This window comes from Pseudomonas sp. ATCC 13867 (assembly GCF_000349845.1).
Classification (GTDB): Bacteria; Pseudomonadota; Gammaproteobacteria; order Pseudomonadales; family Pseudomonadaceae; genus Pseudomonas.
The window spans coordinates 1,047,273-1,064,615 of sequence record NC_020829.1; the positions used below are offsets into that span (position 1 = coordinate 1,047,273).

The 17,343-nt window shown below is 65.0% G+C and carries 13 protein-coding genes; 10 read left to right on the forward strand and 3 right to left on the reverse strand.

The genetic code is table 11. From position 1 onward, the window contains the following. Positions 1-16 precede the first annotated feature (16 nt). Positions 17-1,030, reverse strand: coding sequence for a GlxA family transcriptional regulator (locus H681_RS04840; protein WP_041711729.1), 1,014 nt, complete (start codon positions 1,028-1,030; stop codon positions 17-19). Positions 1,031-1,301: 271 nt separating this feature from the next. Here H681_RS04840 and H681_RS04845 point away from each other — a divergent pair, with 271 nt between their 5' ends. The 4 genes from H681_RS04845 to H681_RS04860 all read left to right on the forward strand — a co-directional run bounded on the left by H681_RS04845 (position 1,302) and on the right by H681_RS04860 (position 8,772). Next, on the forward strand, positions 1,302-1,964 hold the full coding sequence (locus tag H681_RS04845; protein ID WP_015475716.1) for a response regulator transcription factor: 663 nt from the start codon (positions 1,302-1,304) through the stop codon (positions 1,962-1,964). Positions 1,965-2,043: 79 nt separating this feature from the next. Continuing rightward, positions 2,044-7,551, forward strand: coding sequence for a trifunctional serine/threonine-protein kinase/ATP-binding protein/sensor histidine kinase (locus tag H681_RS04850; RefSeq protein WP_015475717.1), 5,508 nt, complete (start codon positions 2,044-2,046; stop codon positions 7,549-7,551). Positions 7,552-7,600: 49 nt separating this feature from the next. After that, positions 7,601-8,023 (forward strand): MerR family transcriptional regulator, encoded by a 423-nt coding sequence (locus H681_RS04855; protein WP_015475718.1) that lies wholly within the window; start codon positions 7,601-7,603, stop codon positions 8,021-8,023. Beyond that, complete coding sequence (locus H681_RS04860; RefSeq protein ID WP_015475719.1) at positions 8,023-8,772, forward strand: SDR family NAD(P)-dependent oxidoreductase; 750 nt, start codon at positions 8,023-8,025, stop codon at positions 8,770-8,772. Before H681_RS04855 ends, H681_RS04860 begins: the two co-directional genes overlap by 1 nt. Positions 8,773-8,832: 60 nt before the next feature. On the opposite strand, the gene H681_RS04865 is transcribed toward H681_RS04860, so the two are convergent. Together H681_RS04865 and H681_RS04870 are read right to left on the reverse strand one after the other, a co-directional pair. After that, positions 8,833-9,810, reverse strand: coding sequence for an alpha/beta fold hydrolase (locus H681_RS04865; RefSeq protein WP_015475720.1), 978 nt, complete (start codon positions 9,808-9,810; stop codon positions 8,833-8,835). Positions 9,811-10,332: 522 nt separating this feature from the next. Next, on the reverse strand, positions 10,333-11,076 hold the full coding sequence (locus tag H681_RS04870) for an SDR family NAD(P)-dependent oxidoreductase (RefSeq protein ID WP_041712401.1): 744 nt from the start codon (positions 11,074-11,076) through the stop codon (positions 10,333-10,335). Between the two features lie 346 nt (positions 11,077-11,422). Between H681_RS04870 and H681_RS27030 the strand changes: the two genes are divergently transcribed. The 6 genes from H681_RS27030 (at position 11,423) to cyoE (ending at position 17,301) form a co-directional block, all read left to right on the forward strand. Next, positions 11,423-11,554, forward strand: coding sequence for a hypothetical protein (locus tag H681_RS27030; RefSeq protein WP_269078302.1), 132 nt, complete (start codon positions 11,423-11,425; stop codon positions 11,552-11,554). 871 nt (positions 11,555-12,425) lie between these two features. After that, the gene (cyoA, locus tag H681_RS04875; RefSeq protein WP_041711732.1) at positions 12,426-13,421 is read left to right on the forward strand and encodes a ubiquinol oxidase subunit II; all 996 of its coding nucleotides are present in this window, start codon (positions 12,426-12,428) and stop codon (positions 13,419-13,421) included. A gap of 6 nt (positions 13,422-13,427) precedes the next feature. Next, positions 13,428-15,407, forward strand: a complete 1,980-nt coding sequence (cyoB, locus tag H681_RS04880) for a cytochrome o ubiquinol oxidase subunit I (RefSeq protein WP_015475723.1) — start codon at positions 13,428-13,430, stop codon at positions 15,405-15,407. A gap of 3 nt (positions 15,408-15,410) precedes the next feature. Continuing rightward, positions 15,411-16,040, forward strand: a complete 630-nt coding sequence (gene cyoC, locus H681_RS04885) for a cytochrome o ubiquinol oxidase subunit III (protein ID WP_015475724.1) — start codon at positions 15,411-15,413, stop codon at positions 16,038-16,040. Further along, entirely contained in the window at positions 16,040-16,402 is a 363-nt protein-coding gene (cyoD, locus tag H681_RS04890; RefSeq protein WP_015475725.1) for a cytochrome o ubiquinol oxidase subunit IV, read from the forward strand. Before cyoC ends, cyoD begins: the two co-directional genes overlap by 1 nt. Positions 16,403-16,413: 11 nt before the next feature. After that, complete coding sequence (cyoE, locus tag H681_RS04895; RefSeq protein ID WP_015475726.1) at positions 16,414-17,301, forward strand: heme o synthase; 888 nt, start codon at positions 16,414-16,416, stop codon at positions 17,299-17,301. Positions 17,302-17,343 lie beyond the last annotated feature (42 nt).

Consider the following 17,343-nt stretch of genomic DNA (forward strand, 5'->3'; position numbering starts at 1 on the left):
ACTCGATGGGTAAGGCTCAGCGGGTGAAGCGGCTGCGATAGTCGCGCGGAGAGATCGTCAGGTGGCGCCGGAAGGTGGTGCGCAGCCGCTCCTCGTCAGCGAAGCCGCAGGCGCGGGCGATCTGCTCGATGTTGCGCGAGGAGTTTTCCAGCAGGCGCTTCGCCGCTTCCAGGCGGAACAGTTCGATGGCCTTGGCCGGCGTGCGCCCGGTGCGTTCCTTGTATACGCGGGAGAAGTTACGCAGGCTCATCTTCGCCTGTTCGGCGAGGCGTTCCACGGTCAGTTCCGGGTCGTCCAGGTTCTCCGCCAGCCACAGGTGCAGCTCATCGAATGCCGAGCTGTCCTGGGTCTGCAATTGCAGCAAGGTGCTGTACTGCGCCTGTCCGCCAGGGCGCTTGAGGTAGACCACCAGTTCGCGCGCCGCCTGCATGCTGACCTCGCGGCCGCAGTCGGCTTCCACCAGCGCCAGTGCCAGGTCTATGCCGGCGGTGACACCCGCGGAGGTCCAGACCGCACCCTGCTGGATGAAGAGCGCATCGGCATCCACCTCCAGGGCCGGGAAGCGCTGTTGCAGGGTGTCACACATGGCCCAGTGGGTCGCGGCGCGGCAGCCGTCGAGCAGCCCGGCCTTGGCCAGTAGGAAGGCGCCGCTGCACACAGACGCCACCCGGCGCACTTTGGGGGCCGCGTGGTTGAGCCAGGCCGCCAGTTCGCTGTGGCTGTCGAGGGTGTCGCAGATGTCCGGAGCGCCGGGGACGACCAGGGTATCGATCTCGGCGAGGTCGAGTTCATGCAGGGCGCTGGTGTCCACCGACAGTCCTTCGACGGTGCTCGTCAGCCCGCCGCGCAGGCTCGCCGTCAGCAGGCGGTAGCCGGGCCGGCCGCTCTGGGCCAGGGCCTTGCCGGCGGCCCAGAACACGGTCTGGGCGCCGCTGAGGTCGAGCAGACCCATCTGCGGGTAGGCGACGAAGGCGATGGTTATCGGCGTCGTCGCGGGGAGCGGGTGAGGGGGAGCAAAGGCGCTTGCCATCGGGGTTCTGCCTGTTCGGGTGGCTGGGTGAAACTGGGGCGACGGCCGGATGCTTCAAGGGGCGCGGGTGTGGCCGATATTCAGGGGTTTCTGTCCTGGCGGCGCTTCGCTCCGTCAGGCTAGCCTTGCTCGCAGCATCGTCATGGCCGACATTCTGAAGACACCGGCCCGGCTCCTATGACCATTGGGCTGGCGTTTTGCCGCGTGCCCCATCATGGACTAGATTTTTTGACCTGCACACCGCGAGTGTCGCGTTCCTCAAGGAGGCAATATGAGCTCGTCGTCGCATTCCAATCCGCCGCACGGCCCGAAGGAGCCGGTGGTCTATGTGGTCGACGACGACGAGTCCATGCGCCTCGCCCTCGATGGTCTGCTGCGTTCCATCGGCTTGCAGGCGCAGACTTTCGATTCCACCCAGGCTTTTCTGTCTTTTCCCCGGAGTGATGCTCCCAGTTGCCTGGTGCTTGACGTGCGCCTGCGCGGCGAGAGCGGCCTGGCGTTCCAGGAGCAGATGGAGAAGAGCGGGGTGCGCATGCCCATCGTGTTCATGACCGGCCACGGCGATATCGCCATGACGGTCAAGGCCATGAAGGCCGGCGCCGTGGATTTTCTCGCCAAGCCTTTCCGCGACCAGGACATGCTCGACGCCGTGGCCAGCGCCCTGGCCCGCGATGGCGAGCGGTTGCAGGCCGAGCAGTCCGGCGCTGCGCTGCGCCAGGCCTTCGAGGCGCTGACCCAGCGGGAGCGCGAGGTATTGCGCTTCGTCGTCGCGGGGCTGATGAACAAGCAGATCGCCGCCGAGCTCAACCTCAGCGAGGTGACCGTGAAGGTGCACCGCGGCCAGGTGATGAAGAAGCTGGCCGCGCGCTCGGTCGCCGACCTGGTGCGCATGGCCGAGGCATTGGGTGTCGAGCCGTTGCAGCGGACGACCTGAGCACCGTCACGCATATCGCATAACAGTCGCTGACCACCGCTCGGGGGCAGCGGAATTCCCGTCAGAGGTTGCCGCGCCGATGGCCAGCAAACAGAAGATCTTGTGGGACGACGGCGAGCGGGTGTTCTGCCGCGCCTACCCATCCGGTGACCGCGGCGCCAGCGTGCTTCTGGTCCGCCCGGCCGCCGAACATCCCTTGCCCGCCACGCTCGAACGGCTGGCCCACGAGTACAGCCTGCGCGACGAACTGCACAGCGCCTGGGCGCTGCGCCCGCAGGCGCTGCATCGCGAGGGCGGACAGACCCGACTGTTGCTCGACGATCCCGGCGGCGAGCCGTTGTCCTGCCTGCTGCGCCAGCCTCTGGAGAGCGAAACCTGCCTGCGCCTGGCCGTGGACATCGCCGTGGCACTGCGCCACCTGCACCAGCGCGGCCTGGTGCACAAGGACCTCAAGCCCAACCACATCCAGGTCAACTGCACCGATGGCCAGGTACGCCTGACCGGGTTCGGTCTGGCCTCGCGGTTGCCGCGCGAGCGCCAGGCCCCCGAGCCGCCGGAGACCATCGCTGGCACCCTGGCCTACATGGCGCCGGAACAGACCGGACGGATGAACCGCTCGATCGACTCGCGCAGCGACCTCTATGCCTTTGGCGTGGTCCTCTACCAGATGCTCACCGGCACGCTGCCATTCACCGCCAGCGACCCGATGGAGTGGGTGCATTGCCACATCGCGCGCAAGCCGCCGCCGCCCGGCGAACGGGTCGCCGGCGTGCCGCCGATGCTCTCGCAGATCGTCCTCAAGCTGCTGGCCAAGACCGCCGAAGAGCGCTACCAGAGCGCCGTCGGCGTGGAGCACGACCTGCGTCGCTGTCTGGACGACTGGCAGCGGGGAGGGCGCATCGAAGCCTTCAGCCTGGACGAGCAGGGGACGCCTGACCGCCTGCTGGTACCCGAGAAGCTCTATGGCCGCGAACTCGAGGTCGAGGTGTTGGTCGAGGCCTTCGCGCGCATCGTCGCCAGCAGCACTCCCGAGCTGGTACTGGTGTCGGGCTATTCCGGGATCGGCAAGTCCTCGGTGGTCAACGAGCTGCACAGACTGCTGGTGCCGCCGCGCGGGTTGTTCGCTTCCGGCAAGTTCGACCAGTACAAGCGCGACATTCCCTACTCGACGCTGGTGCAGGCCTTCCAGGGCCTGGTGCGCACGCTGCTGGGCAAGAACGACGAGCTGCTGGCCGGCTGGCGCAGCGCCCTGCTCGAAGCGCTGGAGCCCAACGCGCGGTTGATCACCGACCTGATTCCCGAACTGCGGCTGATCATCGGCGAGCCGCCGCCGGTGCCGGAACTGGAGCCGCAGCAGGCGCAGCGCCGCTTCCTGCTGGTGCTGCGCCGCTTCATCGGGGTTTTCGCCCGCGCCGAACACCCGCTGGCGCTGTTCCTCGACGACCTGCAATGGCTGGATGCGGCGACCCTCGATCTGCTGGAAGACCTGCTCGCCCATTCGGACCTGCGCCACCTGATGCTGGTGGGCGCCTACCGCGACAACGAGGTGGACGCCAGCCATCCGCTGGCGCTCAAGCTGCAGTCCATCCGCCAGGCCGGCGTGCGCATCGACGAGATCCACCTGGCTCCGCTGGCCCGCGTGCACATCGAGCAACTGATCGCCGAGGCCCTGCGCTGTCCGCCGCCGAGCATCGTGGCGCTGGCCCGGCTGGTACACGACAAGACCGCCGGCAACCCGTTCTTCGTCATCCAGTTCCTCCAGTCGCTGGCCGAGGAGGGGCTGCTGGCCTACGACCACGCGGCCCGGCGCTGGTGCTGGGAGGCGGAGAGGATCCATGCCAAGGGCTACACCGACAACGTCGTCGACCTCATGCTCGGCAAGCTGGCGCGGCTGCCGCTGGACACCCGCCAGGCCCTGCAGCAACTGGCCTGCCTGGGCAACGCGGCGCCGATCGACAGCCTTGCCAGCGTGCTCGGCGTGCCGCCGGCGCGGGTCCAGGCGATGCTCTGGCCGGCGGTGTACCAGGAACTGGTGGAACGCCAGGAGGGCGCCTGTGCCTTCGCCCATGACCGCATCCACGAGGCGGCCTATTCGCTGATTCCCGGGGAGGCCCGCGCCGCGGCACACCTGCGCATCGGTCGCCTGCTGGCCGAGCGGATGCCGCCGGAGCAGCGTGAAGAGGCCATCTTCGAGATCGTCGGCCAGCTCAATCGCGGCGCCGGGCTGATCGAGGCGCGCGCCGAGCGCGAACAACTGGCCGAGTACAACCTGCTCGCCGGGCAGCGCGCCAAGGCCTCCAGCGCCTACGCCTCGGCGCTGACCTACCTGGGCGCCGGGGCTGAACTGCTCGACGACGATTGCCGGGAGCGCCGTCACGAGCTGTGCTTCGCCCTGGAGCTCAACCGCGCCGAGTGCGAATTCCTCACCGGCCAGCTGGCCCGGGCCGATGCGCGCCTCGCCGGCCTGGCCGTGCGCGCCGCCAGCACGGTGGAGCGGGCGGCGGTGGCCTGCCTGCAGATGGATGTGTGCCTGCTGCAGGACCGCAGCGACCAGGCGGTCGCCGTGTGCCTGGACTACCTGCAGACGGTCGGCATCCACTGGACGGCGCACCCCGGCGACGAGCAGGTGCGCGAGGAATACCAGCGGATCTGGGAACGACTGGGCGAGCGCAGCATCGAGCAGCTCATCGACCTGCCGCTGATGGAGGATGCCGCCTCCCTGGCCACCATGGACGCCCTCGGCAAGCTGTTCGCCCCCGCCGTGCAGAGCGACGTCAACCTCGCCAGCCTGACTGTCTGCAAGGCCGTGAGCCTGAGCCTGGAGCGGGGCAACTGCGACGCCTCGTGCATGCTCTATGCGAACGTGGGGCGGGTCGCCGGGCGCCGCTTCGGCGACCACGAGGCCGGCTACCGCTTCGGTCGGCTGGGCTGCGAGCTGGTCGACCGGCGCGGCCTGAAGCGCCATGAAGCGCGGACCTACCTGTGCTTCTCGATGTTCGTGGCGCGCTGGATGCGGCCGGTCGGCGAATGCCGGGAACTGCTGCGTCGGGCCTTCGTCGCGGCCAACCGCGTCGGCGACCTGCCTTACGCCGCCTATGCCGGCAACGGCCATATCTCCGATGTGCTGTTCCTCGGCGAGCCCCTGGCGCGGGTGCATGAGGAGGCCGGGCAAGGCCTGGCCTACGCGCGGAAGGTGCGCTTCGGGCTGGTGGCGGACTTCATCGGCACGCAGCTGGCGCTGATCCGCACCCTCCGCGGGCAGACGCCGGTCTTCGGCTGCTTCGACGACGACGGCTTCGACGAGGCGCGCTTCGAGGCGCACCTGGGCAGCACACCGGACCTGACGCTGGCCGCCTGCAAGTACTGGGTGCGCAAGCTGCAGGCGCGCTACCTGGCAGGCGATTACGCGGTGGCGCTGCAGTGCGCGGCGTGCGCGAAGGCGCTGCTGCGAAGCGTGGAGTCCTTCATAGAGGAGGCCGAGTACCACTTCCACGCAGCGCTGCTCCTGGCGGAGACGGTCGACTCGGACGCGGCCGAGCGGCGCCCCGCCCAACTGCGGGAACTGGCCGGCCATCACGCGCAATTGCAGCAGTGGGCGCGGCAGTGCGCGGAGTCCTTCGCCTGCCGGGTGGCGCTGGTGGGCGCGGAGATCGCCCGCGTCGAGGGCCGGTTGGTCGAGGCGGAGCTGCTCTACGAGGAGGCCATCGGCCAGGCGCGGGACAACGGCTTCGTGCAGATCGAAGCGCTGGCCAGTGAGCTGGCGGGGCGCTTCTACGGCGCCCGCGGCCTGGCCAGGATCTCCCGCGTGTACCTGCAGGACGCCCGCTACGGCTACCTGCGCTGGGGAGCCGAGGGCAAGGTGCGTCAACTTGAGGGGCGCCATCGCCACCTGCGCAGCGAGGAGCCGGCGCCCGGTCCGACCGCGACCATCGCCGCCCCGGTGGAGCACCTGGACCTGGCCACCGTGCTCAAGGTGTCCCAGGCCGCCTCGGAGGCGATCGTGCTGGACAAGCTGATCGACAGGGTGATGCGCACGGCCATCGAACAGGCTGGCGCCGAGCGCGGGGTGCTGGTCCTGAGCGAGGCGGGCGAACCGCGCATCGCGGCGCAGGCGACGGTCGGCGGCGCGACGCTGTTGTGCAACGAGCCCGTCAGTGCGGTCGGCCTGGCCGAAACGCTGCTCTACCAGGTGCTGCGCACCGGCGAGAGCCTGTGCCTGGACGATGCCATGTCCGAGCCGGCGTTCGCCGTCGACCCTTATGTCCGTCAGCACGGTGTGCGCTCGGTCCTGTGCATGCCGCTGGCGAACCAGGCCAGGCTCAGCGGCGCGCTGTACCTGGAGAACAACCTCTCGGCCGGCGTGTTCAGCCCCGCCCGGATCGCCGTGCTGCGACTGCTGGCCTCGCAGGCGGCGATCTCGCTGGAGAACGCGCGGCTGTACCGCGACCTCGCCGCGCGCGAGGCGAAGATCCGCCGGCTGGTGGACTCCAACATCATCGGCATCGTGCTCTGGAGCGCCGAGGGCCGGATCCTCGAGGCCAACGACGCCTTCCTGCGCATGCTCGGCTACCAGCGCGGGGAGCTGCCCGCCGGTTGCGTGCACTGGCAGGACCTGACCCCGCCCGAGCAGCACGCGCAGAGCCGGGAGACCCTGGCCACGGCCGTGCGCAGCGGCTGCACGCGCCCCCTGGAGAAGGAGTACATCCGCAAGGACGGCAGCCGGGTGCCGGTGATCGTCGGCCTTGCCGGCTTCGAAGGTGGCCAGCGCGAAGGCGTGGCCTTCGTCCTCGACCTGAGCGAACGCAAACAGGCCGAGGAACAGGTGCGCGAGAGCGAGCGGCGATACCGCGAAGTGCAGGCCGAGCTGGCCCACGCCAACCGCGTGGCGACCATGGGCCAACTGGCGGCTTCCATCGCCCACGAGGTGAACCAGCCGATCGCCGCCACCGTGACCAACGCCAATGCCGCACTGCGCTGGCTGGGGGCGCAGCCGCCGGAACTGGGCGAGGTCAGCCAGGTGCTGGGACGCATCATCCGGGACGCCAACCGCGCTTCCGAGGTGTTGGGGCGCATACGCCAACTGATCCGCAAGGCCCCGCCGCAAAAGCAGGCGGTGGATCTCAACGGGGCGATCCGGGAGATCATCGAGTTCACCCGCGCCGAAGCCGCCAAGGGCGGCGCGCTGGTCCGTACCCGGTTCGCCGAGGGCCTTCCGGAAGTCGAGGGAGACCGGGTCGAACTGCAGCAGGTGATGCTCAACCTGATCATCAATGCGCTCGAAGCAATGGGCAGCGTATCCGCCGGCGAACGCCAACTGCTGGTCAGCACTGAGCGCGAGGCGGATGGCGTGCGGGTGAGGGTGGGCGACAGCGGACCGGGCTTCGCCGAAGGCAATGCCGAGCTGCTTTTCACGCCGTTCTACAGCACCAAGGCCAGTGGCCTGGGCATGGGCCTGTCGATCTGCCGCTCGATCATCGACAGTCATGGCGGCCGCCTGTGGGCCTGCGCCAACCAGCCGCGTGGGGCGGTGGTGCAGTTCATCCTGCCGGCGCTTCCTGCGCGAGCAACTGAAGCCGGAGGGGCTTGACCTTGACGCTAGCGTCAAGCCCCTAGAGTTCCGTCCATCGGAGGTAGACATGCAAATCGGAGAGCTGGCATCGCGTGCCGGTGTGAGTACGCGCGCACTTCGCCATTACGAGTCGCGGCAACTGATCGAGTCATCGCGCCTGGACAACGGCTATCGCGATTACTCCTCATCCATGCTGCAACGCGTGCTGTGGATCCGCGAGCTGCTCGACTGCGGCTTCAGTACCCGGCAGATCCACGGCCTGTTGCAGTACCTCGAGGAGGAAGAAGACAGCGAGGGTTTTCTCGCCTGCCTGCAGCAGCACCTGGAAAAGCTGGTCGCCCTGGATGCGCTCCAGGCCGAGCTGGCCGGGCGCCGCGAGCGTCTGGCCCAGAAGATCGAACGCTACCTGCCACTGCGGGCAGGCCTGGCGCGCGTACCTGATTTGCAGTCTCTCGAACGAGCTCATTGGCAAGCCACGTTGGAGACATGATGGGAAAGCTGAGCAACAAGGTCGCGCTGGTCACCGGCGGCAACAGCGGTATCGGCCTGGCCACCGCGCAACGATTCGCGCAGGAAGGGGCAGAGGTGGTCATCACCGGACGCCGCCGGCAGGTGGTGGAGGAGGCGGTTGGGCTGATCGGTGCGAACGCCATTGGCATCTGCGCCGATGCCGGCCGGCTGGAGGACCTCGATGCGCTGTACCGGCAGGTTGGCGAGCGTTTCGGGCGGCTCGACGTGCTGGTCGCCAACGCCGGCATCATCCGGCCCGCGCCCGGCGATCAGGTCGATGAAAGGCAGTTCGACGAACAGTTCGACGTCAACGTCAAAGGTGTTTTCTACACCATTCAAAAAGCGTTGCCGCTGCTGCGCGATGGCGCGTCCATCGTGCTGGTATCGTCCATTGCCCACCTGAAGGCGCTGGAGGCCCATGTGGTCTATGCCGCCACCAAGGCGGCGGTTCGCTCCTTCGCGCGCAGCTGGGCCGCCGAACTCAAGCACAGGAACATTCGCGTCAATTGCCTGAGCCCCGGTCCCGTGCTCACGCCGATCATCGGCAAGATGGGCATCGGCGAGGCGCAGTTCGATGCGTTCGAAAAGCAGTTGGCGCAGCTGATTCCCCTCGGCCGGCTCGGCCGCCCGGAGGAGCTGGCGAATGCCGCGCTGTTCCTGGCTTCGGACGACAGCAGTTTCATCACCGGAGTCGACCTCTGCGTCGACGGCGGGCTGTCCCAGCTCTGACAGCGAACGGACCCGGAGCCTCGGGCTCCGGGTCCGTTCACCGTGCCCGAGGCCAGTCGATCAGTCCTTGATGAAGGCCAGCAGGTCGGCGTTGATGGTGTCGGCGTGGGTGGTGCACATGCCGTGGGGCAGGCCGGGATAGGTCTTCAGCGTGCCGTGCCGCAGCAGTTTGATGGAGAGGCGCGCCGAGTCGTCGATGGGGACGATCTGGTCGTCTTCCCCGTGCAGCACCAGGGTCGGTACGGCGATCTGCTTCAGGTCTTCGGTAAAGTCGGTTTCCGAGAAGGCCGCAATACAGTCGTAATGGGCCTTGGCGCCGCCGTTCATGCCTTGGCGCCACCAGTTGTCGATCACCGCTTCGGAGACCTTGGCGCCCGGACGGTTGAAACCATAGAAGGGACCCGCTGCCACCTCGCGGTAGAAGTTCGAACGACTGGCGGCGAGTGCTTCGCGGAAGCCATCGAACACCTTCAGTGGCAGGCCGCCAGGGTTCTTCTCGGTTTGCAGCATGATCGGCGGGACGGCGCCGATCAGCACCGCCTTGGCGACGCGGCCGGCACCATGACGTGCGACGTAACGGGCGACCTCGCCGCCACCGGTGGAGTGACCGATGTGCACGGCGTTCTTCAGGTCCAGGTGCGCCGCCAGTTCAGCCAGGTCGGCGGCATAGGTATCCATGTCATTGCCTTGCGCCGTCTGTGTGGAGCGGCCGTGGCCACGACGGTCATGGGCGATCACGCGGTAGCCTCTGGCGAGGAAGAACAGCATCTGGTTATCCCAGTCATCCCCCGAGAGCGGCCAACCGTGGTGGAACACGATGGGCTGGCCGCTGCCCCAATCCTTGTAGAACAGCTGGGTGCCGTCGCGCAGGGTGAGATAGCCCGACCCTTGCTCCTTGCGGCGTGCACCCGTTGGGGGCGGGGCCAGGGCGGCGCTCGCCTGGCCCGCCAGCATGGGGACGGCCACCGCCAGAGTGGCGGCGGCTACGCCAGCGCTCATCAGGGCGCGGCGGGTGGTTCCTTGGGTCTCGTCGGTCATGGTGGATGCTCTCGTCAGGGTACCGCTCGCACGGCGAGTGGGGGCTGGTCCAATCCGCGCTCGAAGCGACTCTGCGGTCGCTGCGAAGGCCGGATTGCCGGTAGGCAAACCCTATTCGGTTGCTGGCGGCTCTCACCATCGTCCATAGGTATCGCGCCACCATACCTAGGTTTCGCGGAGGAGCGCCCCGGGACTGGGGGACTTATGCGATCTCATCGATCTACTGAGCGTAAGACCCGCTGCTGGAAAGGATGCGACGCTACTTTGCTCTACTTGCCGAACGCTACGCGGAAGAGAGCGTCTGCTACCGGCCTTGGCTGCGTAAGAACTTGGCCAGTCCTCTCGTTATCCTGCCATCGGCAGTTATGGCGGAGGCAGTCCATGCAGCGTTTCGTCCGGGGCGAGTGTCGAGGTCAAACCTCGACTTTGCCGGGGGATATTGACTGCACAGCTGCCGTTGCGCGGGGGCTTCGCCGATAGCGGACCACTGGGCGTAATCGAATACGCCCAGTTGCAGCCTGGTTACTGCAAGGTATAGCCGTTATCGACTACCAGGTCCTGACCATAGATTCCGCGCGATGCCGACGACAAGAGGAAGAGGATACTGTCGGCCACGGCATCCGGCTCCAGGAATGCTCCGCCGAGTAGCCGCCGGTTAACGCCGGTGGCGACTTCTGCCAACTGATCGTCGGGTAACCCCAGGGTGGACCAGATTGGCGTCGCCGTAGGCCCGGGCGACACAAGGTTGATCCGAACCCCCTGGCATGCCATCTCCACGGCCAAGGTTCGCACCTGGGCCTTCAGCGCGCTCTTGGAGGCTATATATGCAGCCAGACCAGGGAAGCTCAGTGCGGACAGGAATGTTCCGATGAATACCACTGAGGCTGATTTGGCAAACTGCTCGCGCAGCACGGCCAGGGTGTTCAGCGCACCAGCGCCATTGACCGCCCACTGCCGATCGAATGCCGTGACATCCAGCCCATCCGCAAGCTGAGCGATGCCCGCATTCGGTAGTAGACAGTCGATCTCTCCGTGCTGGCGTGCGCACTCGGCGAGGGCATCGAGATCGGCGCTACAGGTGACATCGCCCTGGAGCCATATCAGCCTGTCGCCATGCGTCAATTGCAACTCTTCCAATTCACCGAGGTGACGGCTCATTGTCAGCACCTTGGCTCCGCGACCCAACAGTGCCCGTGTCGCGGCCAGACCTATGCCGGAGCTAGCGCCCGTCACCACCGCGAAGCAGTTTGCGAATACGTCTGTCATTGTGTCCCCCTGCATTGTGTCCTCCTGATTGAATGGTGGGCTTGCCGCTCTCTGCTTGGCAATGTTGCCCATCCACGTCTTATCAGTAATCGTGCCAATTATTTTTGTGTTTAAAATCAATAAGTTATTATTTTTATATGGTCATTATGACTCTGATTTGTATTGGTCAAATTGACACTTGATGAGTCGTAATGACAGCGAGTTCGTTGTGGCAGGCTGGACTCGCCCCTATCAACCGGACCATCCGTTTGCATTCGACCTGACAGGTCATTGTGTCGACGGCCGAGGGCGTCTCGCAGAGGCTCGCCAGCGAGGGCCGCAGCGTCAGCCAGCGCGCGCCCCGAGCATGGCCGCGCGCTGGCTGATCCCGCGCCTGAGCGAGTTCTACCAGCTGGTGCGGGTGCATGACGGGAGCATCAACACCGGTGCACGCTGCGCCCTGGTCTATCCGGCGCGGAACATGGGCTTCTCTCGTTGAGCGGATCAGGAGACATCCCCGGCATGCCCACTTCGCTGCTTACGACCGGGCGGCGTGTCCCTGCGATGGGCGAGCATGCCGGTACGCTCGTCATAATTTGAACCAGTTTGTCGCTTGCAAAAGTTTCGATGCGTCGATGTGTCGCAGGCTGCGCAGGGCGTTTCAACAACTTTCGGAAAGGTTCTTGATCGCCGTCATGGCAAGGTCTTTGCCGGATGCTTAGGGGTGGCTTCCCGCTTTCTTGCCACCGCGCTGAAACCCGCATGATTCATGGAATTGACACATATCTGTGGCAGGTGTGGGCCGGCTGCTGACTGGGAATAATATCCTTTCAAATCTTGCGTGAATTGTTCGTTTCGTGAGCGATTCGGGGCGAGACTGTTTCTCGAATTGAGAAAATATCTTGTTAAAAATGAAAGGTCGGGGCCTTGAAAGGCATTTCTGAAATGCTTTGTAATACCTGCCGTCCATTTCCTACCCCCAAATCGCTGAGTCGCACTGACGCAGATCATGGCCAGTGTTCATCCTTTGGTGCAGCGGCATAACAACAGGGGGCTGCCATCGGTGGGCTCCTGTCATAAGACGAGTCGGGCAATCCGCTCGTGCATCCGGTGTGCGACGCGCGCGTTCTCACGAGCCGCCAGTCCAGACACCACACGCTGAATAACACGGAACGAATCAGCTGACGAAATCGGTTTCGCATCGCGAAGACCGGGCGGCCTCTCTTTGCCTGGAATCCGTGCGGCCGCGTTCGTGAATCCATGACAGCCCTGGCAGGCGGCTTGGAAAAGTCGCGGGTAACGAGTCGTCGAGCAGTGCATGGCGAGGATTCGTGGGCGGTGAAGCGATTTTCATCCACTAAGGCCGCAAGATGAAAAAAGAGCAGTACACAGGAATTTTGAAGAGACTTGCGTGGCTGCCGATGCTGATGCTCGGCGGTTGCAACATGGCGCTGTTCGACCCGAAAGGGCAGGTCGGCGCCGACGAGAAGTCCCTGATCATCACGGCAACCCTGCTGATGCTGATCGTGGTGGTGCCGGTCATCCTGATGACCTTCGCGTTCGCCTGGAAATACCGGGCTTCGAACACCAAGGCCACCTACATGCCGGACTGGTCTCACTCGACCAGGATCGAGCTGGTGGTCTGGCTGGTTCCCTGCCTGATCATCGCCGTGCTCGGCTGGATCACCTGGGAGAGCACCCACAAGCTGGACCCGTACCGTCCGCTGGACTCCGAGGTCAAGCCGGTGACCATCCAGGCCATCTCGCTGGACTGGAAGTGGCTGTTCATCTACCCGGAACAGGGTATCGCCACCGTCAACGAAATCGCCTTCCCGAAAGACACCCCGGTGAACTTCCAGATCACCTCGGATTCGGTGATGAACTCCTTCTTCATTCCGCAGCTGGGCAGCCAGATCTACTCCATGGCCGGAATGATGACCAAGCTGCACCTGATCGCCAACGAAGAAGGCGTGTTCGACGGCATCTCCGCGAACTACAGCGGCGGTGGCTTCTCGGGCATGAAGTTCAAGGCCATCTCCACCTCCGAGCAGGGCTTCCAGGAGTGGGTCGCGAAGGTCAAGGCCTCGCAGCAGACCCTGAACCTGGAGCAGTACCCGGAGCTGGTCAAGCCGACCGAGAACGTCCCGGCGACCTACTTCGCAACCGTCAGCCCCGAGCTGTTCTCCCACGTGCTGAACAAGTGGGAACACGCTGGCCACGCGATGGCCAAGGCCCACGAGGCCAAAGAACAGGCCGAGAAGGGCGAGCACGGCGAAGCAGCGCATGACGAGACCGCCATGGCGGGCCACGACATGAGCAACATGCAAGGCATGCCTGGCATGCAAACGAATCCGAGCCAGGAGTAAGCGCAGATGTTCGGGAAACTGACACTGTCGGCCGTGCCGTATCACGAGCCGATCATCGTCATCACGCTGGCCGTCGTCGCCCTGTTGGGCCTCGGTGTGTTCGGCGCGATCACCTACTACCGCAAGTGGACCTACCTGTGGACCGAATGGCTGACGTCCATCGACCACAAGAAGATCGGCGTGATGTACATCATCGTCGCGCTGATCATGCTCCTGCGCGGCTTCGCCGACGCCATCATGATGCGCGGCCAGCTCGCGCTGGCTGAAGGCGCCAACCACGGCTACCTGCCGCCGGAACACTACGACCAGATCTTCACCGCGCACGGCGTGATCATGATCATCTTCATGGCCATGCCCTTCATGACCGGTCTGATGAACCTGGCCGTGCCGCTGCAGATCGGCGCACGCGACGTGGCGTTCCCCTTCCTGAACTCCCTGAGCTTCTGGCTGCTGGTCGTCAGCGCCATGCTGGTGAACGTCTCCCTGGGCCTGGGTGAGTTCGCCCGTACCGGCTGGGTCGCCTACCCGCCGCTGTCCGAGCTGGCCTACAGTCCGGGCGTGGGTGTGGACTACTACATCTGGGCGCTACAGATATCGGGCATGGGCACCTTGCTCACGGGCATCAACTTCCTGGTGACCGTGTTCAAGATGCGCACCCCCGGCATGAAGCTGATGCAGATGCCGATCTTCACCTGGACCTGCACCTTCGCCAACATCCTGATCGTTGCGTCGTTCCCGATCCTGACCGCGGCCCTGGGCCTGCTGTCGCTGGACCGCTACTTCGACATGCACTTCTTCACCAACGAGCTGGGCGGCAACGCCATGATGTACATCAACCTCTTCTGGGCCTGGGGCCATCCTGAGGTGTACATCCTGATCCTGCCGGCTTTCGGTATCTTCTCCGAAGTCACCGCGACCTTCGCTGGCAAGAAAATGTTCGGCTACACCTCGATGGTGTGGGCGAGCGCCGCGATCACCTTCCTCGGCTTCACCGTTTGGCTGCACCACTTCTTCACCATGGGCTCGGGTGGCGACGTCAATGGCTTCTTCGGCGTGGCGACCATGCTGATCTCCATCCCCACCGGGGTGAAGCTGTTCAACTGGCTGTTCACCATCTACCGTGGCCGCCTGCGCTTCGACACCCCGATCCTGTGGACCCTGGGCTTCATCGTCACCTTCACCATCGGTGGCATGACCGGCGTTCTGCTGGCCATTCCGGGTGCTGACTACCTGCTGCACAACAGCCTGTTCCTGATCGCTCACTTCCACAACACCATCATCGGTGGTGCGGTGTTCGGCTACCTGGCCGGCTTCGTCTTCTGGTTCCCGAAAGCCTTCGGCTTCAAGCTGGACGAGAAGTGGGGCAAGCGTTCGTTCTGGTGCTGGCTGGTCGGCTTCTACATGGCCTTCATGCCGCTGTACGTCCTCGGCTTCATGGGCATGACCCGTCGCCTGAACCACTACGAAAACCCGATGTGGCAGCCGTACATGGTGGTGGCGTTCTGCGGCGCCGTGCTGATCTTCTTCGGTATCGCCTGCCAACTGATCCAGCTGCTGGTGTCGATCAGGAACCGCAAGCAACTGGCCGATGTGACCGGCGACCCGTGGGGCGGCCGTACCCTGGAGTGGTCCACTTCCTCGCCGCCGCCGTACTACAACTTCGCCGAGCTGCCGCACGTCAACGACGTCGACGCGTTCCACGAGATGAAGCAGACCGGTACCGCGTACCGCAAGCTGCCGGCCTACGCGCCGATCCACATGCCGAAGAACACCGCCGCTGGCTTCTCCATCGCCGTGTTCGCCTTCCTCTTCGGCTTCGCCGCCATCTGGCACATCTGGTGGCTGGTGGGCGTTGGCTTCGTCGGCATGATCGCCTCGGTCATCGTGCGCAGCTACGTCACCGACCTGGACTACTACGTCCAGCCGGATGAGATCGAGCGCATCGAAAACGCCAACTTCCAGAAACTCGCCACTGCGCAGGTATAAACCATGTCCACGGCAGTACTGAATCAACACCTGGTCGATACGCACGAAGCGGCGCATGACCACGACCACGCCCACGATAGCGGCGGCATGACGGTCTTCGGCTTCTGGCTGTACCTGATGACCGACTGCATCCTGTTCGCGAGCGTCTTCGCCACCTACGCCGTGCTGGTCAACCACACGGCCGGCGGCCCGAGCGGCAAGGACATCTTCGAACTGCCCTATGTGGCCGTCGAAACCGCGATCCTGCTGATCTCCTCCTGCACCTATGGCCTGGCCATGCTGGCTGCGCACAAGGGCGCCAAGGGCAAGGCCATCGCCTGGCTGGGCGTGACCTTCCTCTGCGGCGCCGCGTTCATCGGTATGGAACTCAACGAGTTCCATCACCTGATCGTCGAAGGCTTCGGCCCGAGCCGCAGCGCCTTCCTGTCGTCCTTCTTCACCCTGGTCGGCATGCATGGCCTGCACGTAAGTGCCGGCCTGCTGTGGATGCTGGTGCTGATGGCGCAGATCGGCACCCGCGGCCTGACCGCGCAGAACAACACCCGCATGATGTGCCTGAGCCTGTTCTGGCACTTCCTGGACATCGTCTGGATCTGCGTATTCACCGTCGTCTACCTGATGGGGGCCCTGTAATGACCGCTGCTGCACATCATCACGACTCCCACGGTGCCGGCCACGACAACCACGGCGCCGGTCACGGCAGCCTGGGTTCGTACGCCATCGGCTTCGTGCTCTCGGTGATCCTGACCGCGATCCCGTTCTACATGGTCATCGACGGTGGCTTCTCGCGTCACGCCACCCTGCTGACCATGGTGATTCTGGGTCTGGTTCAGGTCGTCGTGCACCTGATCTGCTTCCTGCACATGAACTTCAGCTCCGAAGGCCGCTGGAACGTCATGGCATTTATCTTCACCGCCATCATCATCCTGTTGGTGGTCGGTCTGTCGCTGTGGATCATCTACACCGCAGACACCCTGATGATGCCGATGCCCTGAGGGCCGATGCCGTGAAACTCAAGCGTTATCTGCTGGTCGCCAAGCCGGGCATCATCTTCGGAAACCTGATCGCGGTGGCGGGGGGATACTTCCTCGCCGCCCGCGGCAGCGTTGACCCGATGCTGCTGCTGGCCACCGTGATCGGCCTGTCCCTGGTCGTTGCCAGTGGTTGCGTGTTCAACAACTGCATCGACCGCGACATCGATCGCTTCATGGAGCGTACCCGCAGCCGTGTCACCGTGACCGGGCAGATCTCGCTCACGGCGGCCCTGGCCCATGGCCTGGTGCTGGGCGTGGCGGGCTTCGGCCTGCTGATGTGGAAGACCAACGTGCAGGCGACCCTGCTCGCCGCGTTCGGCTTCTTCGTCTACGTCGTGCTCTACAGCCTCTGGCTCAAGCGCAGCTCGGTCTACGGCACGCTGGTCGGCAGTCTCTCCGGAGCCATGCCGCCGGTGGTGGGCTATTGCGCCGCCAGCGGTCAGTTCGACATGGGCGCGGCGGTGCTGCTGCTGATCTTCTGCCTCTGGCAGATGCCGCACAGCTACGCCATCGCGATCTTCCGCCTCAACGACTACCGCGCTGCCGGGATTCCCGTGCTGCCGGTGGAGCGCGGCATCGAAGCGACCAAGAAGCAGATCCTCTACTACGTCGTGGCCTTCGGTCTGGCGACCCTGCTGCTGACCGTGACCGGCTTCGCCGGCTACGGTTACCTGGTGGTGGCGCTGGCCGTCAGCGCCTGGTGGCTGTTCATCGCGGTGAAAGGCTTCAGTGCCGAAGACGACCGCCGCTGGGCCCGCCAGTTGTTCGCCTTCTCCATCATCGCGATCAGCGTGCTGAGCCTGATGATGTCCATCGACTTCCAGGCCATCCCGGCCCCGTCGATGCTGGCGGCGCTGTAAGGCTGCTGTGCTTGTCTAGTCCTGAAATAGGTTTACACCTCT